Source organism: Roseomonas sp. OT10 (assembly GCF_020991085.1).
Lineage (GTDB): Bacteria > Pseudomonadota > Alphaproteobacteria > Acetobacterales > Acetobacteraceae > Roseomonas > Roseomonas cutis.
Genome location: NZ_CP087720.1, coordinates 206,358 through 230,675 on the forward strand (window position 1 = coordinate 206,358; position 24,318 = coordinate 230,675).

General features: G+C 68.1%; 22 protein-coding genes. 8 read left to right on the plus strand and 14 right to left on the minus strand.

Translation table 11 applies throughout. The features are described from left to right. Positions 1-138: 138 nt before the first annotated feature. The 7 genes from LPC08_RS25280 to LPC08_RS25310 all read right to left on the minus strand — a co-directional run bounded on the left by LPC08_RS25280 (position 139) and on the right by LPC08_RS25310 (position 5,703). A complete protein-coding gene (locus tag LPC08_RS25280; RefSeq protein ID WP_230453200.1) occupies positions 139-552 on the minus strand; it encodes a hypothetical protein in 414 nt (137 codons plus the stop codon). Then, a complete protein-coding gene (locus tag LPC08_RS25285) occupies positions 552-911 on the minus strand; it encodes a hypothetical protein (RefSeq protein ID WP_230453201.1) in 360 nt (119 codons plus the stop codon). Before LPC08_RS25285 ends, LPC08_RS25280 begins: the two co-directional genes overlap by 1 nt. Positions 912-1,003: 92 nt before the next feature. Then, positions 1,004-1,528 (minus strand): hypothetical protein, encoded by a 525-nt coding sequence (locus tag LPC08_RS25290; protein WP_230453202.1) that lies wholly within the window; start codon positions 1,526-1,528, stop codon positions 1,004-1,006. Between the two features lie 158 nt (positions 1,529-1,686). Continuing rightward, on the minus strand, positions 1,687-2,472 hold the full coding sequence (locus LPC08_RS25295; protein WP_230453203.1) for an 8-oxoguanine DNA glycosylase OGG fold protein: 786 nt from the start codon (positions 2,470-2,472) through the stop codon (positions 1,687-1,689). A gap of 122 nt (positions 2,473-2,594) precedes the next feature. Next, positions 2,595-3,680: a hypothetical protein gene (locus LPC08_RS25300; RefSeq protein WP_230453204.1), complete on the minus strand. Its 1,086-nt coding sequence runs from the start codon at positions 3,678-3,680 to the stop codon at positions 2,595-2,597. A gap of 129 nt (positions 3,681-3,809) precedes the next feature. Beyond that, positions 3,810-4,292, minus strand: a complete 483-nt coding sequence (locus tag LPC08_RS25305; RefSeq protein WP_230453205.1) for a hypothetical protein — start codon at positions 4,290-4,292, stop codon at positions 3,810-3,812. 169 nt (positions 4,293-4,461) lie between these two features. After that, positions 4,462-5,703 (minus strand): hypothetical protein, encoded by a 1,242-nt coding sequence (locus LPC08_RS25310; protein WP_230453206.1) that lies wholly within the window; start codon positions 5,701-5,703, stop codon positions 4,462-4,464. Between the two features lie 212 nt (positions 5,704-5,915). On the opposite strand from LPC08_RS25310, the gene LPC08_RS25315 reads away from it, so the two are divergent. The 3 genes from LPC08_RS25315 (at position 5,916) to LPC08_RS25325 (ending at position 9,441) form a co-directional block, all read left to right on the plus strand. Continuing rightward, positions 5,916-7,769 (plus strand): ATP-binding protein, encoded by a 1,854-nt coding sequence (locus tag LPC08_RS25315; RefSeq protein ID WP_230453207.1) that lies wholly within the window; start codon positions 5,916-5,918, stop codon positions 7,767-7,769. 212 nt (positions 7,770-7,981) lie between these two features. Further along, the gene (locus tag LPC08_RS25320; protein WP_230453208.1) at positions 7,982-8,425 is read left to right on the plus strand and encodes a hypothetical protein; all 444 of its coding nucleotides are present in this window, start codon (positions 7,982-7,984) and stop codon (positions 8,423-8,425) included. Beyond that, the gene (locus LPC08_RS25325) at positions 8,425-9,441 is read left to right on the plus strand and encodes a DUF4917 family protein (RefSeq protein WP_230453209.1); all 1,017 of its coding nucleotides are present in this window, start codon (positions 8,425-8,427) and stop codon (positions 9,439-9,441) included. Before LPC08_RS25320 ends, LPC08_RS25325 begins: the two co-directional genes overlap by 1 nt. Here LPC08_RS25325 and LPC08_RS25330 read toward each other — a convergent pair. Both LPC08_RS25330 and LPC08_RS25335 read right to left on the minus strand, forming a co-directional pair. Beyond that, positions 9,408-10,151, minus strand: coding sequence for a recombinase family protein (locus LPC08_RS25330; protein ID WP_230453210.1), 744 nt, complete (start codon positions 10,149-10,151; stop codon positions 9,408-9,410). The genes LPC08_RS25325 and LPC08_RS25330 overlap by 34 nt on opposite strands. Before the next feature lie 21 nt (positions 10,152-10,172). After that, entirely contained in the window at positions 10,173-10,880 is a 708-nt protein-coding gene (locus tag LPC08_RS25335) for an IS5 family transposase (RefSeq protein WP_230453211.1), read from the minus strand. A gap of 283 nt (positions 10,881-11,163) precedes the next feature. Here LPC08_RS25335 and LPC08_RS25340 point away from each other — a divergent pair, with 283 nt between their 5' ends. Then, complete coding sequence (locus LPC08_RS25340) at positions 11,164-11,457, plus strand: hypothetical protein (protein ID WP_230453212.1); 294 nt, start codon at positions 11,164-11,166, stop codon at positions 11,455-11,457. A gap of 283 nt (positions 11,458-11,740) precedes the next feature. Here LPC08_RS25340 and LPC08_RS25345 read toward each other — a convergent pair whose 3' ends face one another. From LPC08_RS25345 to LPC08_RS25365, 5 genes are all read right to left on the minus strand, one after another. Next, a complete protein-coding gene (locus tag LPC08_RS25345) occupies positions 11,741-12,340 on the minus strand; it encodes a hypothetical protein (RefSeq protein WP_230453213.1) in 600 nt (199 codons plus the stop codon). Between the two features lie 89 nt (positions 12,341-12,429). Further along, positions 12,430-13,476: a DNA cytosine methyltransferase gene (locus LPC08_RS25350; RefSeq protein ID WP_230453214.1), complete on the minus strand. Its 1,047-nt coding sequence runs from the start codon at positions 13,474-13,476 to the stop codon at positions 12,430-12,432. Positions 13,477-13,580: 104 nt separating this feature from the next. Next, the gene (locus tag LPC08_RS25355; RefSeq protein ID WP_230453215.1) at positions 13,581-15,293 is read right to left on the minus strand and encodes a DUF8724 domain-containing protein; all 1,713 of its coding nucleotides are present in this window, start codon (positions 15,291-15,293) and stop codon (positions 13,581-13,583) included. Next, a complete protein-coding gene (locus LPC08_RS25360; protein ID WP_370643384.1) occupies positions 15,290-18,028 on the minus strand; it encodes a helicase-related protein in 2,739 nt (912 codons plus the stop codon). The genes LPC08_RS25355 and LPC08_RS25360 overlap by 4 nt, the downstream gene beginning before the upstream one ends. A gap of 310 nt (positions 18,029-18,338) precedes the next feature. Then, complete coding sequence (locus tag LPC08_RS25365; RefSeq protein ID WP_230453217.1) at positions 18,339-19,460, minus strand: sigma-70 family RNA polymerase sigma factor; 1,122 nt, start codon at positions 19,458-19,460, stop codon at positions 18,339-18,341. Positions 19,461-19,576: 116 nt separating this feature from the next. Here LPC08_RS25365 and vsr point away from each other — a divergent pair, with 116 nt between their 5' ends. The 4 genes from vsr to LPC08_RS25385 all read left to right on the plus strand — a co-directional run bounded on the left by vsr (position 19,577) and on the right by LPC08_RS25385 (position 24,020). Then, entirely contained in the window at positions 19,577-19,960 is a 384-nt protein-coding gene (vsr, locus tag LPC08_RS25370; RefSeq protein WP_230453218.1) for a DNA mismatch endonuclease Vsr, read from the plus strand. Positions 19,961-20,085: 125 nt separating this feature from the next. Beyond that, positions 20,086-21,108, plus strand: a complete 1,023-nt coding sequence (locus LPC08_RS25375) for a hypothetical protein (RefSeq protein ID WP_230453219.1) — start codon at positions 20,086-20,088, stop codon at positions 21,106-21,108. 91 nt (positions 21,109-21,199) lie between these two features. Further along, positions 21,200-22,111 carry an HNH endonuclease gene (locus tag LPC08_RS25380; protein ID WP_230453220.1) on the plus strand — a complete coding sequence of 304 codons (912 nt, stop codon included), beginning with the start codon at positions 21,200-21,202 and terminating at the stop codon, positions 22,109-22,111. 169 nt (positions 22,112-22,280) lie between these two features. Continuing rightward, positions 22,281-24,020 (plus strand): hypothetical protein, encoded by a 1,740-nt coding sequence (locus tag LPC08_RS25385; RefSeq protein ID WP_230453221.1) that lies wholly within the window; start codon positions 22,281-22,283, stop codon positions 24,018-24,020. Positions 24,021-24,318 lie beyond the last annotated feature (298 nt).

Consider the following 24,318-nt stretch of genomic DNA (forward strand, 5'->3'; position numbering starts at 1 on the left):
TGGCGCGCAGGTGCTTGATCTTCCTCATGCGCGGGATCTGCGCGGAAGGGTTCCCTTTCCTGCTGCAAGCGTCGGTCGACCAGCTTCATAGAACAAGCGCGGTCGGTCCTCAGCTTGGCGGTCAGAAACGGCAGATTACTATTCGTCTGCCCCAGTTTTGGCCTGAGGATGAATGCGAGAGCGATAGTGCGCGTCGGTCAAGACCAGCGTGCACCTCGTTGGTAACGCAAATCGCTCCATGAGCTTGTTTGTCCAGTCGTCTTGCAGCAGCGTGGGATCGAGGAGCAGGAGGTAGCGGTCATCCTCTGCGCGCCAGTTCACCCGCCCGCGGGGGTAGGTGCCGTAGTCTCTCGAAAGCCCCCTGCCGAGGCTCGGCCAGACGTCGACGTGACCTTCCTCAACCGTTCGGAAGCCGCCGATGTCAGGTATGTCGGAGGCGGGACGGGAGAGGTCGCGGATCTCCCAGTTGCCGAGCGTATTTGGCACGACCCAGAAGATGCCGAGCCGCGGCATGGGCGTGAACGTTGCTGGACAAGGGATGATCCTCGCCATCAGGACACCTGGAAGTAGGTGCGGCTGCCGATGGGCTCGCCGTCCTTCTCGAAACGGCCGGACGTCCACTTTTCCGGGCGCTCCATGAACACCTCCCATACGATGAGGCCGAAGCACCGTGCCGCGATCTGCTCATTGCAGCGCGCCGCCTTTTCGTAGATCGCCTGGTAGGGTGTTCCGCGCCAGTCGGAGCCGGGCATCCAGCCCGCGGTCTGGATCCGGGTTCCACTGATCTCCGCGTTGAGTGCAGCTTTGACGGCCGTCACCTCGGTCGGCGTCATCAGCGACGTCATCCGGCGGTACTCGACCTCGTAGGGTACCTTCGTGATGCGCTTCCCGCTCATCATGTCGACCAACATGCAGCTCTCCCAAGGACGCCTGTCGATGACGGGGTTGACGGTGGGCAGCCTGGCCGTTCGAAGATCGCCGGCGTGCCCACGCGCCGGGGACGTCAGTAGCGGACCGAGATCTCGATCGAGCTCTCGGGCACGCCGAGGCCGAGCGCGAGGCCGGCCTTGGCCTCGGGGATGGTGAGCGGACCCGGGCCATCCTGGTCCTCGTCCTGCGCCGTGCCTGCCGAGGGCGCGGCGAGCCGGCGCTCCGGCATCGGATGCCAATCCAGGGTGGCGGGGTCCGTGATGCCGAAGTCCTCGAGGGAGCCATAGCGCACGGGGTTACGCAGCCCCGGCCAGGCATTCGGAACATCTATTAGTGTGTATTCCGAGAACATCACGAGATACCTTCCCGGCCGACCCTCGGGCGAAGGCTCGACGCCGCTGATCCGGCCGACCATGAAGGCGTGATGGTGTTCGCGATCGGCGCCGCCCCAATGCCCGTTGTGTCGGTTCTGGACGCAGACACAGTATGCGAGGGGCTCGACGTTCTCCGGCTTCAGGCGCCATGCCTGCGTGCCGCCGTCAGCAAGCAGCCGGGCGGTTCCTCTTGCGGTCAGGACGACGAGGCAGGGGGTGGTCATGGGGACATCCTATCCCGGAGTTCGTAAGAGCATACGCCATAGTTCTCTGGGAAAATGCAACGAATATTCGAGGAAAACTTTTCGACCGAGAGATGCCCTCCCTGATGACCCCGCAACGGCGCGCCACCCTCTGGGGCCGCTCACTACGATAGCGCTGCTCAAGCCGGCCCTATCGTCGGTGTCTGCCTGTGGTGGAGAACATGCTTTCGCCAAGCGCCCCGTCCCCGGCCCCGTGACATGAGGAGGAGCTCGGCATCCATCCGGGAGAGCGAGACCTCGCCGGCGATGCGATCAACGGCGGAACAGAACCGCTCATAGCGGTCCGGGCCGTTCTCATCACTGACCTGGAATGCCGAGCGGAGGCCTACCTGGCGCGTCTTCTTCGACCTCTTCCAGGTGTAGGTCGCGTTCATCAGCACGGTATTCGGGTCGCCGGTCAGAACGTTAAGCGAGCAGCCGGTCCACTGGTCCATGATATAGCCGACGTCGTGCACATCCTTCCCGCGAAGGAAGAAGACGAGCTTTGTGAAGTAGGCAGGTCCCATGCCGGGCAAGACCTTCCTCAACCGCAACGCGTGGAAGCGCGAGTACGCATCGGCACGGCCGAGGTCTTCGAACCGCACCTCCTCTGCCGCCCGCCGCCACACCGCGCCCGCGCCCGCGCCAAAGAGGGCCTTGCCATGGCTGACACGCATGCCGCCCCACGCCAGAATCACGGCGCAGAGCGTCATCGTGTCCTGGCTGGCATCGGCAACCAAGCTGAACAGGTCCTCCCGGTTCGGCTCCGACCGATGCCGCTCTATGCCAGGCAGTCCATCTCTTTCACCAAGCCCGAGGCTGGTTACCCATTCCAGGCCGGTGCGGGTGCCACGTTCCTCGGCAGCCCGGTCGTACGCCCTACGAGCCTTGCGGAGCGCATCGAGGTGTCTCGGCTCCAAGTCCATCAAGATCCTCCCTACGCTCCCAGGACGGAGCCCACAGTCTCCATGCAAAAGGCCGGACGCGCTCCGCAGGCAACCTGCACGGCCTTCAGTCGATCGAGCTGTCCGGCCCCGCGGGCTTCCCCTCAGCGTCGGAAACCAAACCAATCCTCCACGAACTCCAAAGGTGCATCGGCGAAGGCTTTCCTGCACGCCAGGGCGAGGGCCTTGCTGGCGCTGCAAGCCTGGCGTAACGCCGAGCGGGCAAGTGCCCCGCCGACGTAGTCGTCGACGCAGTCGATGTCGCTCGTCCACGTCGACCAGTAGATGGGAGCGCGATAGCTGCCCCAGCCAGCGCTACGTAGCAGCGCGACCTCATCGTCCCAGCGCATGACGAGCGCTCCCGGTATCACGTCGAATCTGTAGAGAGTTCCCTTTACCCCTACCTTGAAGGATTGGATCGCGTCGGGGTGGGCCAGGACCTCGTCGCACACTCCGATCGACCAGAGGTCGCGACAGTCTCCGACATTGATACCGACGAGCCTCATGGCCTCCATGATTCGGGCGCGATACTTGATGGGACGAGAGTTGCCTGCTCCCTTGACCTGCTCCGCATCCATGTCGGGAAGCGAAACCTGCAAGACGGCTGCGCTTTCGCCATCGGCCGTTTCCAGCACGTGGAAGGCGCTCTCCCCTTTCCGGAGCAGCTGCGCGTAGTCTGAGGCGAAGTCGGGATTCGCAAGGCAGTTTCTGAGGGCGTGGCCCGCGCGCTTCAGGTCCTTCTCCGTCGTGAGCCGGACGACCCTTCCCCCGAGGCGGTGCGACAACGCGATGCTCGCGGGCTCGGCGCGTTGCTTGACCTCGCTGTTTCGGTTGATGTGATTCTTCCGGACCGACTGGAACTGCTTGCACAGCCCGTGCAGGTCGTCGAAGCCCACTAGATCCTCCTTCAAGGCCCGCAGGGTCTTTCTCGCGATGTCCGTCGCCTGCTGGCCATGATGGTTCTTCTTGCTGCCCATCCAGCTCAGCGTCTTGATGACGTAGTCCACGACCTCCAGGGTCGTGCCTGTCATCCGCATCCTTTCCGATTCCTTGCCGGTCACCCGGCCAGGCTCGTCGAGGACCCACTTGGCGGTGATCGCCGCGAATGCTGGCCGGATGTCCGTGCCGAGCCGGGCTGCGCGGGACGCGACGTTGCGGCTGATGCGGTCGATTGCGGGAGCAGTGCTCATGCTGGTTTCTCCTCACGTGTTGATATCGTAACGATTAGTGCTAAACCTCGGGCGCTTCTGGGCCCTGTCGGATCATAAAGTCTGTTTAAGAGGCTTTATGGGGTGGAGCCGGCCGCCCCAAGCTGCGGCCTACTGGGGAAGAGCCTCGATAAACTTGGCCAAGCGCTCCGCCTCGCGAGACGTGAGGTCGGCCGGCAGCTCGATGCTAATCCTCAGGCCTGGGCGCAGGTTGAACACGTGCTCAACCAGGGCACCGTCGTCGCCCTCGGCGGCCTCGTCCTCCACAACCTCGTCCTCGTCCACCTTGTGGATCTCTTTCGTGGACCCGCTTGCGGCGGCACCTACGTCCCGAATGCTGTAGTCCCAGACGATACGGGTCTTCGCTCCCCGGCGGCCCACCACGAACCTCCCGAATCCTGCGTTCGCTAGGTCTTGCAGCAGGCCCACTGCCGCTTCGTGCCCCAGCTGCCCGTGCCGGCGAACCGTGTCGACCGATGTCTCCCGGCTGTCCTTCTGCCGGCCCGCTGCCCAGGTGAAGAAGGGGTGATTGTCGGGATCGCGGTAGAGGGACTGAAGCGCCTTGGCCTTGGCTTGCGAGATCTCTTCGGACACGGGACCAACGTCCTTTGATGTGGTGGCACGGTCCTTATAGGCCAAATTTAGGCTTTTAACCAGCCTAAAAGAGAGAAATAGACGACGAAAATACAGTCAAAGAGCGCGTTGACCTATCGCTTGCATGCCCCCGAACCTCTAGCGCTGCCAGATGGCGCTTGGGATCGGCCTACCGCGCAGGGCGGAGCCACGGATCGGCCGGCTGCTCCGCCTCCTTGTCGAGGGCCTCGTAGCCCCGCAGCAGGGCGTCCACGCCCCCCGATAGCGGATCCAGGCGCGCGGCGTGCTCGGCGGCCCAGGAGAGCCACGCGCGAACCTCCTCCGGCACCGCGTCCCCGGCCGTTCCAGCGCGGCACTCGACCTCGGCGACGAAGCGCCGGACGGCTTCAGCCCGGCCCCAGGCCTCTGCCTGGCCCTCCAGCTGCTTCCTCCGCGCCTCCTCCGCCCTGCGGCGTCGCTCGGCCTCGGCGCGCTCCCGCGCCCGCTCCTGCCGCTCGGCCGCCTCGCGGGCCTCCCCCTCGCGGCGCCGGCGGATCGCGGCACCGATCTTGGCGAGCGCCACGACCACCTCGTTGAGCCTCTCCTCGACGGGGCCGCGGCGGCCGTCGGTCCAGCGCTTCTGGACGCTGTCAGCCCCGGGGAGCCAGACGTCGATGCGCAGGGTGAGCTTGCCGCTCGGCGTGAAGTCCCACTTGGGAAAGGTGTTCCAGGACGAGCGCTTGAATTCGGCCAGCTCGGCCGGCGTCGGGACGTGGTCGCTCCGGTCGGCATTCTCCTCGATGACGAAGGGGATCCGGTCTCCCTCGACGATCACGGTGGGCGGGGTGCCCCGGCCGCCCACGCGCGGGTCGGGCCGGGCGCCCGGGTCGAGCCGGTAGCCGCGTCCCTCCAGCGCCTTCAGAAGCGCGTCGGCGATGCGGAGCGCCCTGGACCTCATCGCCGGGGAGACGCGGACTGAGAGGGGTGCGGGCTCGCGTGCGGCCTCCGGGGGGAAGCGGGGCCAGATCATCCCGAAGTCGTCGGTCTTCGCGCCGGCGATGGCGTCCGCGGTCGCCCGAACGGCAGGGTGCGGGTCTGTCAGACGCTCGGCGACGGTGATTCGGTTCTCGGGGCGTGCCTCCTCCTCGAGCCGCGCCGCGACGGCGGGGTCATCCGTCAGCGTGTCGACCTTCACCGAGGCCGTGATGGTGACGGCCTTCTCCGTCGCAGGATTCTCGGCGGGCGGGAGCGGCGGCTGCGGGCTCGGCTTGCCGTGCTGGAGCTTCGCCCAGTGCCCGCGGGGCGGCACGGGAACTCCGAGCTTGCGGCAGGTCTTGGCGAGGGCGACGCCGGAGACGCCGTACCGCTCCGCAACGCGCGTCATGGGCTCGCGCCAGACTTGGTCGTACAGCTCCTTTCGGCTCGCGTGCATGGGTCGGCGTCATCATCCTCCCGCGAGAGGGTAGGACGGAGAATTCCCCGGGCCCATCCAGGTGCTCCCCAACCCAGGGAAGGGAGAGCTCGGGTTGGAGGATGTCAGCTGTAACGAACCGCCATGCCCATCTCCCTCACTATTGAGGGCTGCTTCCGGTCCTCGCCCCGACGCCGAACAGCCGGCGTCACAGAGAATGGAGCACGAGTGCCATGCTGAACGACGACATTATCCCCGGCGAAACCTCCGGGACCGCGCCCGACGACTCTGCCCTCGACTGGTCCTCCGATGCGCCGCGTGGTGGCCGGGCGGTCATGGGCCGCATCCTGAAGGAGAAGGCGTCGGTCCCGCTCTTCTTCGCGCAGACCCTCGTCCAGTCGCTCCGCGACGTTGGCTACGACCACACGACCTCCGCCCTCTGCGAGCACGTCGACAACGCGATCCAGGCCGGCGCGAAGGAGGTCCGCGTCCTCTTCCGCCAGACGGGGAAGAAGGGCGAGTACCGGATTGACGCGGCGGTCTACGACGACGGGCGCGGCATGTCCCCGTCTGTCCTGAAAGTCGCGACCTCCTTCGGCGGCTCGCTCAACTTCAACAACCGCAAGGGCATCGGGCGGTTCGGGATGGGCATGAAGACTGCGGCGCTGAGCCTCAGCCCCGTGATGGAGCTCTACTCCTGGCAGGAGGCGGGCGCCTTCTACAACATGACCCTCGACGTGGAGGCGATCGGGAAGGAGCGGGCCAACCTCGTCCAGCTTCCCGATCCCACGCTCATGACCGAGCTCCCGGACGAGGTCGCCGACCTCTTCCTCAAGCCGATGTCGTTCCCGTCGGACCGGTCGGAGCAGCAGCTCCTGGCCGAGCCGGGCGAGGATCTCGCCGATCGCCTCGGCCGCTCGGGAACCATCGTCTACATGCCGGAATGCGACCGGCTGACCTACGCGAAGGCTCAGACGCTCGTGGACCACGCGACGAAGGAGATGGCGCGGGTGTACCGCCGCGCGATCGGTGCTGGCCTCCGCCTCTTCGTGAACAACCGGCGCGTGGAGGCGTCGGACCCGACCTACTCGATGCCGAACGCGCGGCACGCCCGCCTCGACATCTCGCCGAAGCAGAGCCGCCTCATTCTCCCGAAGCAGGTCGACATCAAGCTCCACGAGAACGGGTCGGAGACCGTACCCGTCACGGTGAAGATCTTCCGCCTGCCGATTGAGGAGTGGTCCAAGCTCGACCGGAAGACGCAGCGAAACGACCTCCGCATCTTCGACGGCTACACCGTATCCATCCTGCGGAACGGGCGGGAGGTGTTCGCGGGGCCGATGCCGAGGCTCACGACGCGGCACAGCGTCACGAACTGGTACCGTATCCAAATCGACATTCCCGGCGAGCTCGACGAGGCCTTCGGCATCGCCTCGAACAAGCAGGGCGTGCGGATGAAGGGCTACGTCGAGGACGCGATCAAGGACGCGATCGGCGGCGAGATCTCGCGCATCAACGACGAGATCAAGCGCTTCCAGGCCGAGATGGCGGCGGCCCGCTCCCCGGCGAAGCCGACGACGAGCGAGGCGAAGGCAGCCGAGGCCGACCCGTTCCAGCGCACCCAGATGGCGTCCCTCTCGCCAGAGGAGGAAGCCCAGCTCGAGGAGAACCTCCGCGGCCTCGCCTTGACGCTGCGCCGCGACGGCGAGACGGACGATGAGGCCTTCGAGCGGGTGAAGGCATCTCCCTACATCATCGTCTTCCGCCACGACGAGTATTGGCCGTTCTACGACGTGCAGCAGCGCTTCGGCCGGACCATCCTCACCCTCAACACGGCCCACCCCTTCTTCACGCAGCTCTACGACCCCATCAGCAAGATGGGCGTGGCGGCGGAGGCGGAGGACACGCCGGGGGGGGCCGCCCCACCGGCGGAGCAGAGCGGCCCCATCGTGGCGCTCGACCTCCTGCTCCTCTCTCTCGCGCGGACGCAGGGGCGCCTGGCCGGGACTGGCGATGACGCGAAGAAGGTCCTCGACCTGCTGCGGCGCGAGTGGTCCGACACCTACCGGGTGCAGATGACGGCCTGAGCGCCGGGGGCGGGGATGACCATCCCCGCCCCTTGCGCGAGTGGAACGTGCGATTAGTATCGAGGACGGGTCGAAGGTCTTGATGCGGTCCCGCATCCCCTCCCCTCCGGGCACAGCGTCCTGGGGTGGAGGAGCGGGGAAGCCGACATGAAGGCCGACGTCCCGGTCACCCTGCGCGCCGACAGTGGCCGCACAGAACGAGGGTTTGGACGATGGCGGAGATCCCGCATCCCTGGCGTGCCTATGCGCGCCTTCAGCAACAGGTCGGACAGAGCCGCCGCGCCGACGCGCGGGCCTGGGCCGTCGAGGCCGGCCTCGATCACCTCCTCGGAGTGCCGGCCGGAGCGGCGGAGGGTGACGACGTCGCCCGCGCCGTTTCGACCGCGCGCCGGCGCGAGGCGCACCGCGGCGGGGCCCTGCGGCGCCATGCAGAGGTCTGGAGCGGCCCCCGGCACCCGGAGACTGCGATCCACGCCCGCCTGACGCTCGAAGCTATCCGGAGCCGCCTGACAGGGTCGGAGTGGGACGTCCTCTGCGATGTCGGAGCCGGGCGGAGCTACGACGAGATCGCGGAGGCGCGGGGCGGCACCCCCGGGGGCTGCCGCATCCGGGTCCTCCGCCTCCGGCGAACCCTCGCCGTGCGGGAGGCCGCGTGATGACTGAGGTGATGACGTTCGCGGACGCCCTGGGGCGCTCCGACCCGGGCAAGCGCAAGCTCCTCCTCGGCAACGGCTTCAGCATCGCGTGGCGGGCGACGGCCTTCACCTACCGCTCGCTTCTCGAGGCCGCGGACCTACCGCGGCTGCCCCGCGCGAAGGCGGTGTTCGACGCCCTCGGAACCTCCGACTTCGAGGAGGTGATCCGCTCCCTGCTGAGTGCAGCGCGGATCACCCCGGCTTTCGGGTCGGCCGGCGCCGCGATGGCGGAGGAGATGCGGGAGGATGCGGAAGCGCTGAAGGGCATCCTCGTCGAGGCGATAGCGAGCCGACATCCCGACCGCCCACAGGCTGTCGGTGACGCCGCCTTCGCGGCGTGTCGTGCCTTCCTTCGACACTTCGGCTGCTACTACACCCTGAACTACGACCTCCTTCTCTACTGGGCCCTGATGCACGATGAGGCGGACGGCGCCGTCCTGCCGCGGAACGACGGCTTTGTGCATCCCGACGGTGAGGGAGAGACGGAGTACGTGGTCTGGGAGGGCGGTGGTGATCAGGATGTCCACTTCCTTCACGGTGCGCTTCACCTCCTCGACGCCGGCGCCGAGCTACAGAAGCGAACATGGATCCGGACGTCGGTGCCGCTGATGGACCAAGTGCGGGAAGCGCTGGATCAGGAGCGCTACCCACTCTTCGTCGCGGAGGGTGAAAGCCGGCAAAAACTTTCCCGCATCCAGCATCACGGCTACCTCAGCCGCGCGCTGCGGAGCTTTGGCAGCATCGGCGGCGACCTCTTCATCTACGGGCACTCGCTCGCGCCGAACGACGAACACGTGCTGCGCAAGATCGAGCGCGGGAAGGTAAAGCGGCTCTTCGTCAGCCTCTACGGAGACCCCTCGTCGCCCGACAACGTCCGTATCATCCGGCGCGCGATGGAGATGTCGGAGCGGCGTGGCGGCCGGAAACCGCTGGAGGTGCAGTTCTACGATGCAGCTTCCGCCCAGGTCTGGGGGTGATGCCGTGGACCTGGTCCTTGGCTGGCACGGTTCAGCACGCGCCTGACCTGCCAAGGCCGCCACCCCTCCCCGCCTCGTGGCGTGCGCACGCCGCGGGCGGTGAGGGCGTCCGCGAGTTCCTGCAAGGTGATGGCCCCTGCCCTCCTCGCGGCCTCGACGTAGGGCAGCACCTCCGCCGCGCGCCGCGCCGCCTCAGCCGACCACGCCGCGCGCGCATCGGCGGCGGTGGCCGTGTCGCCGGGCTTGAGGCGCGGGTTGCCGAGCCGCACTCCTCGTGCCTTCGCGGCAGCCAGCGCCGCCTTCGTGCGTGCCGAGGTGGCGTGTGCCTCCTCCTCCGCGACGAGGGCCATGACGCCGATCGTGAGGCGATTAGCATAGGGCATGTCGGCCGCGACGAACTCGACGCCGGCCTTCTCTAGCCCCAGCAGGAAGTGGGCGTCGCGGGCGAGGCGGTCGAGCTTTGCGATCAGCAGCACGGCGCGCCGCAGGCGGCATTCGGCCAGGGCGAGGGCGAGCTGCGGCCGGTCTCCCTTCCTGCCGCTCTCGACCTCCTCGAAAGCGGCGGTGACGGTGCCGCCGCATCCCGCCGCGTGTCGGGCAACGGCCTCGCGCTGGGCGTCGAGGCCGAGACCCGATCTGCCCTGCTTGTCGGTCGAGACCCGGTAGTAGGCGACGAAGCGCGGCCCGGCGGGGGCGGGAGAGGGTGCCATCGCCCGTGAAGGTGCCCTGGATTAGGCTCTACGGACAAGGTTATGTGCCAGGCGCCAGTTGATGAGCGCCGCGGCCAAGCAGGCGAAGGCGCGGAAGCTTGCATGCGTCTTGTCCAGGCGCAGGCTCATGCGGCGGAAGTCCTTCAGGCGGTTGAACGCGTTCTCGACCAGGTGCCGGGTCCGGTACAGGGCCTCGTCGTAGGCGTGCCGGACCACCCTGTTGCGCCTGGGCGGCACGCACACGCCGATGCCGCGGCCATGCCAGTGCCCGCGCAAGGTGTCCGTGTCGTAGGCCCTGTCACCGACCACGAACACGGGTTGCAGCCCCTCGGTGAGCGCCCCGGCGTGGCGACAGTCGGCCTGCTGGCCCGGCGTGACCAGCAGGCGGCGCACGAAGCCCAGGCCGTCCACCGCGTGATGGACCTTGCTGGTCAGCCCGCCCCTGCTGCGGCCGATGCCCTCCTCGCCTCCACCACGGGCGCCTGTGCTGGTGCGGTGGCACTTCACGCTGGTGCTGTCCACGTGCAGCACGTCCGGCGCCGCCCGGGGCTGCGAGCTCTGGAACAGGCGCTCGAAGACGCCCTTCCTGGCCCAGCGCCGGAAGCGCCTGCGGGCTGCGTCCGCAGACGGCACCAAGCAGCCCAGCTCCGCCCAGCTGCAGCCCTGGCGCAGCACCAGGAAGCAAGCCCCCACGAACCGGCGCAAGGCGTCGGGGTCGTGCAGGTGCATGTATGGCTCCGCCCGCAGGGCCGGCAGCATGCGTTGCCACACCCCATCCCCGATGACATGCTCCTTCACGCCCAGGCCCCATGTGATGCTCGCAACACACACGAACGCCCGGGCAGGCCACGGGACACACTCGCCCCGTGGCCACCCCCCTCACCTCAGAAAATCTTGTCCGTAGAGCCTAGACGAATTCACAATCTAAAACGACCGTTTGAGGAATCGTGAACTGGCCCCCGAACTCACCGGATGGCATGATGGACTCCACTGCTGGCCGGAAGAGGGGGCAATGGCGAAGGGACGCGACCGCGAGCGCCGCTGGATCGTGCTCGGCACCGACGGCCGCCACGTCACCCTTGGCCGGCACTCCGACCCGACGGAGGAGGAGGTCCTTGCGGCCGAGCGCTCCCTGTCCGCCAACGGCCTCGCCGGCTGGCTCGCGGTGATGGAGGGCGACTACTACGCCCGCCGCGGCCGGCCGGGCCTGATGATGGTCCGTCCTCTCGCCGCGCCAACGGGCGCCTTCAAGGATGCTGCGGCGGCGTTCGAGGCAGCGCGCGCCCGCACGCTCCAGCCGGCGTAGCGCCGCTCGCGCACCGTCGCGGCCACCACCACCTGATGCGCATGCGGCAGCAGCCCTGGGCCGACGTGCCCGATGCCGCCGTGCCGTCATGCGCGGCAACAGGGCAAAGGACACGAGCCTGTCGAGGGCTCGTCAGGCCGATCGACGCGGGCCCCAATGGCGTCGAGGATCCGCTTGCCGGCAAGGCCGGCGAACCTACGTCCCTCCTGCATACCCTCGGCTCGAAGGCGATCCATCCACGGCACCGGGATGGACGCACCTCCGGCCTTCCCCGACCGTGCGATCAGACGTAGGTGGCTAGGAACGGCTTGACGTACTTGCCGACGTCCATCGTCCCGAAGACGCGAATGCGCGCCTTCCCGGGACGAAAACGCATGGCGAGATGGCAGGTCTCCGAGATGACTCCGTTCCTCCCGAGCCCGACGAGCTTGGGCAGGCCCATGCCTACCTTCAGGTTCGGGTCTTGGACGTCCTGCAGGACGAGGGTGCCTTGACCGTTGGCGAACGTCCTCCAGGCGTCGCCATACGGCGTCCAGCCGACGGGGACGAGATCCACCTCCACCTCGCAGAAAGCGTTTCGCGCGGACGCCCGGGCGGCGCACCAGGCCTCGTAGGGATCGCGATGGAGGTGGCCCCGTGCCGCGAGGTGACCGAGCACGGACCTGTAGGTCGCTTCGATCGACCGCGTGAACTCGACCTTCTCGGTGACCTTCCGGCCGCGCTTGCCGGCGACCTCGGCGTGAACGTCCGCGCTCGGCAGTCCCAGTCTTCCGAGCAGGCTCCCCAACCCGATCCTGAGCTTGCCTCCGACGGTCGCCTCCCGAGTTCCCTCAGTCTGGACGGAAGATGCAGTCGCGCGCAGGTCCTCGACCTGCGCGATCAAGTTCGTCAGGCCCTCGTCGTCCCGATAGACGATCTCGCTCGGGATGCGGCCTTCCGATGCCCCTGCAGGCGTGCCCTCAATCGGAGCGATCAGGCGGGCACCATGTCGAGCGTGCGAAGGATACTCCGGCCGATCACCTGCCCCAATCGTACGGGAACCGCATTCCCGATCAGCCGACCTATCGTCTTCATGATCACCGGCTCGTCGTCGTCCAGGAAGGCATACTTCCGGGGGAAGGTCTGCAGGATCGCTGCCTCCCGGAGCGAGAGGCCCCGGTCCTGCTCGGGATGACCGAACCGCCCGCTTCCGAAGGCGTACGCCTGGGTTGTCATGGTCGGCGCGATGCGATCCCACTCCATTCGGCCGTAGACGCTACCGTAGCCCTGTCCTTCCGCACGCCGATGGCACGGGGCCCTGAGGTTCGCGTGCCAGTCCCGCCAAGTCCCCCCCGGCACGGAGGCACGGATCCTCCTGAGATTGAGCTTCGAGAGGGCGCTCGCCTTGTGCAGCCGGTCGCCGGGATCCGTTTCGCCCGCGGCGAGCCGGGGCAGGTCGCCGATCTCCTCCCGGACGGTCGTCGGAGTCTGGCCGAATTCCAGCGGCGTCAGGAGATGGATCTCTTGATCCTGCGCGGCGAGGAGGACTAGTCGGCGGCGCATCTGAGGGACCCCGTAGTCGGAGCACTGCACCACGTTCTCGTCGATGTGGTAGCCGTGCGACCGTAGCGTCGCGACGAAGTCGGCGTGGACCTCGTGCTTGAGGAGGGCCTCCACGTTCTCCATGGAGACGATGTCGGGCTTCGTCTCCTCGATCAGCTCCGCGAACTTCTCGAGCAGCCGCCACCGCTCGTCAGTGCTCGCCGACCGCCCCTGGGTGTAGCGGGAGAACGGTTGGCACGGCGCGCAGCCCACGAGGATCCGGACCTCGGCGTCGCCCCACCACTCCCGGAGGTCGTCCCCGTCGAGGTCGCCGACGTCGCGCTCGTGGAAGCGCGCCCGGTTGTTCTCCTCGTAGGGGAAGCGGCACGCCGGATCCATGTCGACGCCGGCGGCGACGACGAGACCCTCCTTCTCCAGACCGGCGGTCAGACCGCCGGCACCGCAGAAGAGGTCTATGGTCCTGGCCCGCGAATCCATCCCACGCCGGTCGTTTCCGCGCCGAGGGCAGCATAACACGGGCCGTTGTCAAGATTGAGCGCGCCGGAGCCTACGTGGAAGCCTCGCCCGGAGTGTGGCCGACCTCAGGCCCGGAGGTAGCCGCCATCCCCGAAGAGGACGCCGCGGTCGAGGTATCGGTTAAACGCCCGGCAGGAGGGCTCCCCGAGGTGGAGGCAGGCCGGGCACGCGCCTCCCGAGGTGGTGCATCCCGGGTCGAGGGCGCACCGGCTCTCGTCGTGGACCACCGCGTCGAGGAGGCGGTGGAGCTCCGTGTCGAAGACCGCCTGGAGGCCGCCGAGGACGAAGTCCCCCCGCGCCGCACCGTAGACGTAGAAGCCGAGGTGGCGGGGCACGAGGAGCTCAGAAAGCGCGCTCCTCTCGATGCCCGCGAACACCGACGCCGCGCGGACGACGCGGTGGGCATAGGAGTGGACGAGGGTCAGGAGGGCCGAGCCCAGCCCGTCGTCGGGATCCTGCCCGTAGTGGGGCACCACGGCGGAGGACAGGATCGCGACGCGCGCCGCGCGGTCGTCCGCGGCGGGCGGGAGGGAGTAGCCCTGGGCGACCAGCCACGCGTGGACCCGCAGCGGCGCGAGCCAGAAGAGTAGTGCTTCCGTCTGCGCGAGGTCGCCGTAGATGGTGTAGCCGCCCCTGGGGGTCCGGTAGGTCCGGAGCCGATCCTCGCCGGGCGCGCCGCCGCCCCGGGTGTACCCGAACTGCGCGGTCAGCACGGGGAAGCGGTCGATGAGCTCGACGGTCTCCAGGCCGGCCACGGAGAGGGCTGCCCCGTACCGCGCGCCGTGGATTCCGGCGAGGACCGGATCGTGGGCGGACCGCTCGCGCAGAACGGCGATCGTCGCTCTCGGCTCGGCCATCGAGAGGGCGATGGTGACCGCCTCCTTCTCGGCCTCCTCCCGGACCGCTTCGGGTAGGGCGACCGGGACGGGATCATCGGCGAGCTCGCCGGCGGCCTCGGCGGCCTGGACCATAGCGGCGATGACGGCATCGGACAGGCCGGTGGCCTTCAGCTCGCGGGTCAGCGCGTCCCGCGTCGGGCGACCCGCGCGGATCCCACCCGGGGCCATGCCGTCCAGAACCCACCGAAGCGCCCGCGCAGGTCCCCCGGCATCCGTGATCTCCTGGATCCGCTCGTTCGAGGGCGGGTTCACCATGACGCAGGAGCGAGGAGTGAACACGGACGAGGCGCGGTGGACCTGGAAGACGTAGCGCGGATCGCCGACGCCGCACGTGCAGTTCCGGGCAACGAAGCCCCGCTGGGTGACCCGGTTGCAGACCGGGCACTCGAACTGGATCTCGCGTGCCGAGGACGTCCCCGGCCAGCGCACGCGCACCTGCTTGTGGGTGGGACAGCGCGGCAGGTAGGGGGCGATGAGGTCGCCGCACCCGGAGTGGAAGCCCACGAACGGCAGCTGTCCCCGCGCGTCGCTGCTCCCGCACTGGCAGTTCCCGGTCGGAGCGTCGTGGATGCGGTTGCAGGTCCGACAGACCCAGACGCGGGGAAAGGGCTCCAGCTGCACGCCATCCTCGCGACTCACGGAGACGACCTCTAGATCCGTCCTCGCGTGCATGTCCTGGACGAAACCGTCGTCGGTGCCCGCCGCCTCCCATGGGGAGGCCAGTCGCTTCAGCTCCGACCTGAGGCCATCGGTGTAGACTCGCCGGATGGCACCGGGCTGCCGCCAGTGGGAGACCTTCCAGACGCTGCCCTTCGCATCGACGGTCTGGTCGGGCAGGAACCCGAACAGGATCTGCGTCGCGCTCCGCTGATCCCTCATCGCAGATCTCCGTAGATCGGCACCTGTTCCTCGACGTCTCTGAGGGAGAGCATCGGCGCACGGGTCGGGGACGCCTCGGACGTGAACCGCTTCCCCACCGGCGGCGTCCGGATGTTCCGCTCGAACCGCCGGAACCAGTCGTCGAGGTAGTCCCGCAGTTCCACGTCGAGGCTAGCGTCGGCCGCGACGCTCGCCTTGATTTCCTCGCGATCCCTCTCGAGCCAGCGTGGATGACCCAGCAGGTAGGCCCGAAGCTTGGCGATGGTCGTCAGCGCGCTGCCATACCGGGTCTCGTGCAGGGCGAGGACGCGGGCGAGTTCGAGCCCAGGGATCGTCCTCTCGAGCACCCGGCGGCTCCGGCGCGTGATCGGGATGGTCTCGACGAACCGGTCGCCGTGCTCCACGAACTTCTCGAAATTGCGGAACACCGCAGCGTCCCGTTCCCGCCCGATCTTGTGGACGACGAACACGACGCCGGGCCAGCGCCGTCCGACGCGCGCGGTCGCCTGGATGAACTCGGCGGTGCCGAGCGGTAGGCCGAGCATCACCATGACGTTCAGCCGGTCCACGTCCACGCCGTGTGACATCATGGAGGAGGCGGACACGACGTGGACCCGGTCGAGGAACTCCCCCTCGGGCCGCTCCAGGCGGTTGAGTACCTTCCGGACCTCGTCGAAGCCCGTTCGGCCCGTGAGGGAGACGACGGTCGGAGGCGGTCCGTCCACCCGGATCTGGGTCTCCGCGGAGCGCTCGACGGCGTCGAGGTCGCGGAGCGTGTTACCGTAGACGACGTTCGTCCCGTAATTGCTGAGGATCGAAGCGGCCCACGCCGAATCGACCCCTGCCTCGGCGCAGACGCCAATGGGGTCGGCCTGGAGCCGGCGGGCGATGCCCTGCAGGATGGAGAGCAGACGGTCGGTCGCGAATTCGATCGTCACGCCGCGCGGCGCGAGCGCTACGAAGCGCCGCATGTGCTGGTCGGACGGCGTCGCCCAGAAATTGTCGCGCGGCGACGGTCCCGGCTCGGGGAAGACCCGGGCCTCGCGACGGTAGAGGACGTCCACCTGCCGGCGGTATCCGGCGAGGGTCGCAGAGGAGGCGAGAATCTTCGGCCGCGCCCCGCAGAGTTCCTGCTGGAGGTCGTCGTAGAGCCCCTCGTAGTGGGCATCCACCGCGCCGAGACTGTCCCGGAGGAGGTGCAGCTCGTCCTGTAGGCGGTAGGAGGGTCCGAACAGGGCGGGGTCACAGGTCAAGGCGGTGGGGGTCGCATTGCAGCCAGGGACGAGGCAGCCCTTGGGCGTCTTGCTCCGCGGCGAGTATGTCCACCCGTGCCCCGCCCTGGGGCACCGTCCGAGCGGCGGGCCGACCAGGCCCCGCATGGACGCCTGGAAGGCGATGCTGGCCGCCTTGTCGAGCGTTCCGACGACGACCGTGGGAAGGAACCGGTAGATCTCGTTGTCCACCACGAAGATCGGGAGGGGGCCGTCGGTCCAGGCGCATCCCGGATTCCCGCACCGGTGCTCCAGCCGCCAGAGGGTCTCGTCCAGGCCGATGGAGACCTGCTCCTCCCGACAGAAGGGGCACTGCTCGACGACCTTCGCCTTTTCGAGCTTCGCCTGGCTGTAGGGGTACCACTGGGCCGTCGTCTCGGCGTCGGGGTCCAGCCTGTTCGGAGTGGATCCGTCGCCGACGAAGAAGCCGAGGGAGAAGGGATCGCCGCCGATCCCCTCCTCTCGGCGGACGATCTCCGCGCCGGCGAGGGCATTCGCGAAGCGCTGGGTCTGCTGCAGGGAGAGGAGGCGGAGCGGGAACCGGCTCCACGCGGTCACGCCGCTATCCTTCCCGCGGAGACGGTCGAGGAACGCCGCGGTCACGAGCAGCCCGAGGTAGGTCTCCGTCTTCCCGCCACCCGTCGCGAACCAGACGATGTCGGCCGTCCCGCTCTCCGCCGTCGGTTCGGCGACGGCCCGTAGGTTCGCGAGGAGGAAGCCGACCTGGAACGGACGCCAGGCGTCGTATTTCCCGCTCGCCGAAATGGCGATCGCCCGGTTCATGAGGCGGAAGCACCGGAGCAGCCGGTCGTCCCCCCTCAGCAGGTCGAGGCCAGCTTGGATCCGCGCGATCTCCGTCCGGAAGCCTTCCGCGCCGCGCTGCGCTTCCTCCCGCATGGCGGCCGACCACCACTCGGTCGCGGCACGCCCGTCCAGGACCTCGTCCGACCACACCCCATCGCCCCAGGAGCGGTGTGCGGTCGCCAGCCTCTCGAGCGCAGGGATGGGGTCGGCCGCGAGGGTCGCGAACCGGAGATCCGGCGCTTCGAACGCCGGGTTCCAGAAGTGCGGGCGACGACGGAGGCTGGTCGGGGCGTCGACTGTCCGCAGGCCGCCGCCCTGCAACTCCTCAACCCCGCAGTTCTGGCCGTAGGCCGGCACCGATCTGTCGTAGCGGAACGAGTCTGGGAGGGACTCGAGGGAGAAAGGCCTCGTCGCCAGCCCGCTCAGCTCCAGCGTGCACTCGTAGAGCCGGGTATCGACGCCGGTATGCTGTTCGGGGGAGCGATTGACGAATTCGACGACGAGCTCCGGCGAGCCGTCCCGCCCGACCCCGACCTCGACCCGGACCTCGGCACGGTGGACGTCGAGGCCGGTAGCGGACCGGAGCGCCTCCTCCAGCGTATCCATGCCGAACGGGGCCTGACCTCCGACGATCGTGCACGGGACGAGGACCCTGCCCATCCGGGTCTTTGTCCACTCCCCGTCGTCCTTCAGCCAGACCGCACAGTCCACCCCGACCTCGAACGACCAGGGTCCGGCATCCCTGGGCCGAACCCGCAGTCCGACGGCGCACGGCTCAAGACGCTCCGCGCGATCGCCACGCGGGTCGTTGCCGACCGCGTCGGCAGGCTGGAGGCGACCGAGGAAGTACTTGCCTGAGGGAGCGTGCTCCGACCGCGCGTCGTCCGTGCCCCTCGCTGCGGCGATGACCCGGGCATGGAGCCACTCGGAGAAGATCTCCGATGCGCGATACTCGTCCAAGCGGTTCCTCCTACTCGACGAAGGACTTCAACGGGCGGCTGATACGGGGATGCTTCAAGCGCCTCAGCCCCTTCGCCTCGATCTGCCGGATCCGCTCGCGGGTGACATTGTAGCTCCGCCCAATCTCCTCCAGCGTCTCGGGGCGGCCGGTGTCCACTCCGAAACGTCGCTTGAGGATGGCCTCCGTCCGGGGCGGCAGCACGCGGAGGGCGGATGCGACGTTCTTCGTGAGAGCCCGGTCGATGGCGACCTGCTCCGGCGACGGGTCCTCGCAGGGTATGATCGAGATCAGTCCTCCACCCTCGCCTTCGTCGTCCAGCGCCGCTTCGAGGGACACCACTCCCGTCCGGATGGCCTTCCTGACCCGCTGGACCCGGCGCTGGGACCACTCAAGTTCGATGGCCATCTCCTCCAGGGTCGGCGAGCGGCCATGCTCCACGCCGAAGCGATCCTCGGCGCGGCGGAGCTTCAGCATGTCCTCGGCGACGTGCACGGGGAACCTGATCGTCGTGCCGCGGTCCACGATCGCGCGGGTGATCGCCTGGCGGATCCACCAGGTCGCGTAAGTGGAGAGCTTGAGTTCCCGCGTGTGGTCGAAGAGCTCGACGGCACGGATGAGCCCGGGAACCCCTTCCTGGACGAGGTCCTCGAGCGTGAGGCTGGAGTAGCGAAGATGGCGGCGGGCCACCGAGTACACCAGGCGCATGTTGCACTCGACGAGGGTCTCGAACGCCTCCTTCCCGAGCGCGACCACCTGCCGCGTGGCGTGGTCGGAGGCGACGGTGCCTTCGGCGATCGCTACCTCCATGCGCCGCCCCTGGAGGTAGCGCCGGCAGAGCTCGCCCTCCTCCTTCCGGCACAGGAGGCGATGGGCCATCAGCCGGTCGAAGACCCCACGTCCGGCACGACTGGCGACCTGCGGAGCCGTACCTACCTCCGCCTCGTCGTCCTGAAGCGGGATCCCGGCCTCCGAAAGAGCGCGGAAGAGGGCGGCGCAGGCTTCGGGATTCAGGCCCCGCCGCTCAATAAGGAGTTCCACCCGTGAGTGCTGGATCGGGCTCTCCGCTCGCGAATAGTCGGCCCGCAGTGTCCGCACGACCCCCTCGACGAGTTCGCGCTGCTCCTCGTCCACGCCCGGTCCCATCCTCGAATGTGGAGGATCGTCCCATTATCCGCGATGATGATCAACGGGGGGACGGGAACGTGAATCCATTGCCGGACGCGGTCTCGGAAAGGACGCGAGCCCGGATGAGGGCGACGAAGGGCAAGGATAACCGAGGCGAACTGGCCCTGCGGTCGGCGCTCCACCGGCTCGGGCTACGCTTCCGTCTCCAGCGTCGTCTCCTGCCTGGCTCCACCCGTACGGCGGACGTCGTCTTCCCCGCCGCCCGGGTCGCGGTCTTCCTGGACGGCTGTTTCTGGCACGGCTGTCCCGTCCACGGGACCTGGCCGAAGCGAAACGGCGACTGGTGGCGCGCGAAGATCGAAGCGAACCGGCGCAGGGACCGCGACACGGACGAGCGACTGACCGCGCTCGGGTGGCGGGTGGTCAGGGTCTGGGAACATGAGGTCCCAGCCGAGGCGGCGGAGAGGGTTTCCGGTCTCGTGAGGGGAGAGCCCGCCCCTGGGTGAGGCGACGCCCGGAGCGGGTGACCGGACCTCGAGTGTGGCCCTGGGGATGGTCCTCTATGCCGTCGGGCGCGAGGATGCTGGCTGGGTCGCCCTCGTGGGGCGTCCAGATGCGAGGACGGGGGGCGGTGAGCGATACGAAGGCGAAGGTCCGGGATCCGAAGGTGCCGCTTGCGGCGATGGAGGGTGCCGCGGACGTGCGCTCCGCCGTCCGGGACTGGAAGGCGCGGTTCGCGGAAGGGGCCGCGCGTCGGCCCGGTGCCGAAGACATCCTCCTCCATCCCGATCTGGGCCTGTGGGGCCATTTCGGCAGCTGGCGGGGCCGGATGGTGAACACCTTCGGCGCGAGACACGACGAGCCCGGCGGCAACCGGGTGGTCGAGATCAATCCCCCGAACGAAGGCATCGCCCCGGGACTGCAGGGAGTGCTGGCCCGAGACGCCGCCGGCCGACGCTGGGTGCTCCACAAGGGGCGCATGTCGGTTCCGGAGCGCCGCATCTCGACGGCGGAGTTCGCGCGGCTGTCCCGCACCCGACCCGTGGGCGTGCGTTTCTCCGATGGTTCCGAGGTAGCCTGCCATCCCGTCGCGGATCTCGACGCGCCGGCGGGGGATGTGCAGCGCCGCATGGCGGCTTACGTCGCCGAGTGCCGGCGGGTTCGGGACATCGTCGCCCTGGGTGAGGTCGCGGCGGATCGGAACGAGGCAGTCGAGCGGGCGGAGCGGAGCTTCCCGGAACTGCGGGGCAGCTACGAGGTCGGCGCGCAGGACGCACGGACTGCCCATCGCCACCATGCGGACGTCTGGCACGCCCTCGTCGCCGAACTGGACGCCCTGGAGGTCAGGCACGGCAACGGGCGCGTCGGGCGATGGGGCCCCGACCTGCGGACCATCGGGGGTGGCGCGGTCTTGTTCGAGATCAAGGTCGCGGCGACGGCGGCGGACCTGCAGACGGCGGTCGGCCAGCTGTTCCTCTACGAGAAGCTGCTTGAGGAGCCGCATCGCAAGGTGGCGGTCCTACCCGCGGGCGATCTCGGACGGGTCGAGGAGCTGCTCGCATCCCTGAACGTGGAGATCCTGCCATACCACCGGCGGGGCCGCCGCGTATCCTTACCCCGGAACGTCCTTCGCCGCATCGTTGGCCGAGGGTGATCCAGGGGGATCGGATGCCGGTCCGTCGGGTCCAGGGCGACCGAATGGGGCTGACAAGAGCCAAGGGCATCGCGACGGGGTTCGAAGGCGCATGACGAAGGCTGTCTTCGACGTTCGGCCGGGTTCCGGCTACGACGACGAGGTCGTCCGCCGATATCACTTCCCCCGGCAATATCTAGCGGCCGCGCTCGCGGCGGTCGGTGACTGGGTCGTCTACCGGGAACCCCGCAGGGGTGGCGGCAGGGCGGGTTACGTTGCGGTCGCGCGGGTCCGCAGCGTCGAGCCGGATCCCGCCCGGGTCGGTCACTCCTACGCCCACATGTCGGACTACCTCCCATTCGACCGTCCGGTCCCCCTTGATGGGCCGGTCGGAGCCTACGAGGCGATCTTGCGCGGAGTGGCCGGTGCGGACCGCGGGAGGACGCTCCAGGGCCGATCGGTGCGGGCCCTGGTGGAGAAGGACTTCGTCGCGATCGTCCATGCCGGCCTGGCCGAGACGTTGGACCCCGCCAACGCCGTCCGGCTTGGGTTGGCTGGGGCGGAGGTGGACGACGAGACCGCCTACCTCGTCCAGCTCCCCGAGCTGGAGCACGAACGCCGGATCGAAGCGCTCCTCGTGAACCGCAGGATCCGGAACGCTGCCTTCCGCCGGAGCGTGCTCGACGCCTACGAGGACCGCTGCGCGGTGACGGGGCTCCGGATGGTCAACGGCGGCGGCCGGGCGGAGGCGCAGGCGGCGCACATCCTGCCCGTCGCGGACGGCGGCCCCGACGTGGTGCAGAACGGCATCGCGCTGTCGGCGACGGCCCACTGGCTGTTCGACCGGCACCTGATCTCCCTGACAGACGATCTCGCTCTCCTCGTCTCGCACAACAAGGTGCCCGCCGCGCTGAGATCGCTGTTCGCTCGGCAGATGCAGTTGGTCCACCTGCCTTCGGATCGAAGGCTGTGGCCTCGACCGGAGTTCGTGGCGAGGCATCGCGCCATCTTCGCTTCGGGGTGATGTCGTGCGGGCTCGCCGATCGGCGGGGATGCACGATCGAATTTCGGATACGTCGTGGCCGCCCCGGGGCCTGACGAAGGCGGAACTCGGTGGTATCAGCTGGTCCAGCGAGTGCCACCGGCTTCGATACGAGATGCGCGGAAGTTCACCTCCGAACACCTTGGCCAGGATGCTGAGGATCACGCACGAGGGCGTCCCCGAACACCTTAAGGAGTTCACCCGACGCCGGCCGGAGCTCTACGATCTCTACCTGGACGACCGCGGGCAGGCTCTGGTCGTCAAGGCCGTGGACCTCGAACTGATGAGGCGGGGAAGACGCCCGAGGATGATCGCGGCGAACCTGAGCCGAGAGGTGCTCCAGCGGCTCACCCTGGACGACCTGAGCACCCTCACGCACTACCGCGACTGCGCCGACCTGGAACTGCTCCGCAGGATCCGTCCTGAATTGCAGTCCTTCATGGCCCGGCGGGATCGACCCTCCGGACCGTACTACGCCGCGCTCTCCCACATCGCCGACGTGGCAAGCCTCGGGGTCGGGACGTTGTCGCCGGGGGTGCTGGCTCGTACCGCGAGGCATGGCACCCACGTCGAGGTAGGCAGTGTGAAGGAGGGGCACGGTCTCAGGTGCGCGGAGCTGAACGAGGCGGACCGAACGCTCGTCGGACTGTGGCAGTCCGGTCGCGACGGACCGGACCCACGCTCCGGAGACCACAAGTTTCGGAAGTCCTTCTCCGTCCTGTTCCTCGCATTCGCTCGACTGGCCGAGAAGCACGTTCTCGACCTCTACCGTTGTGGTCTGGGCGTGGATGCTCGGGACGTCTCGATCACGCAGGTCCTGGAGCCCTCCGACCTTTGGAGAACGTACGACGTCCAGGCCGACATCCCGCTCGACGTCAAGAACGCGACGAGCCGCCGGGAACGGGTCCGGCACGCCTTTATCGGCAAGTTCAAGCGTATCGAGAGGGAGGATATCGCGATCGCAGGCGTGGCTTCGCAGGTCGATTACGACCGCGTCGCCCCGGGAACGGACGGCGGAATCAGCGCCACGGTTCGCCAGACCTTCCTCGGGATCGCTTCCCTGTCGTCGATCAAGCGGATCGAACACGCAATTAACGATCTGCCGAACCGTGTCCAGAGGATGGAGATAGCCTTCTACCGGAACTCCCTGCCGCCTTGGGCCTTCGAGTTCCCGCGCCCCGTTATCGACCACGAACGCCTGCTGGTGCTGGCGGAAGCCTTCGCATGGCGGCCCGAGACAATCCTCTGCGCCGCCATCGCTCGTGGACGAAGCAAGGAGGTAAGGCCCTACCGGGGTCTGGACGAGGAGCGGAGAAGTATCGTCGACCTGTTCGCGAAAGTCGTCGATCGCGCCAGCTACACGAAGGCGACCATCGCCCTGTTCGCGATTTCGGAGTTCGTCAACCGGTGCCTGGTCCACGAGGATCCGACGCCTTTCGTCCGATTCCTCCGCGAGATCGTCTCGGTTGAAGACTTCACCAACCTTCCCGAGAAGACCGACGTGCGGTTGGTTCCGTATCTGAGACGGCAACGGCTGAAGTACGAGATCTCGAGCGACTGCGAGGCGAGCTGCTGTGGCGGCCTATACGATCCTACGCACTCGATTCGAAATCTCCTGGAATTGCTGGAGCGATGTGGGCAGGCGATCACGAAATACGACATCACCTTCGAACACTTCGATGCCCCGCACCCCCACATTCTATTGGGGCGGACCACCGAAGGGCTCATGCTCACGTTGTACGCTTACTGCGGTGGTCGGCTGGCCAGCGGCGCTTGGTGCAATAGATTTCCTCTGGTCGTCGGAGAGAATGCCATCTGCGACGGGTGTGGACGGCTCATCTGTGACGAGTGCGATTTTTGCTCGGAGGGATGTGGGAAGTCTCGGCCATGAGAGCGGGTCGTCGTTCCTCCGCGGCAGGATGAAGTCCCACCGCCCGAGCTGGTGGCGCCAGTCCCGGGGAAATATCTGCACATGGTCGGTGATCACGCCGCCCACCCCGGGACCGGCAAGGGACGTGCGGCGCTCCGCCGCGCAGCAGCTCGCGAGCGAGCGGCCGCTTAAGCGGCGTTTTCCTGAGCGGATGCCAGGCAGCGTGCCCGCACCGCCCGCTGACGTTAGAGCCTGATCCGAAATTAAGTTGAGTGGTATCAGCGGGTTAGCTTGACGCCAGCCCAGGTCATTGATTCAG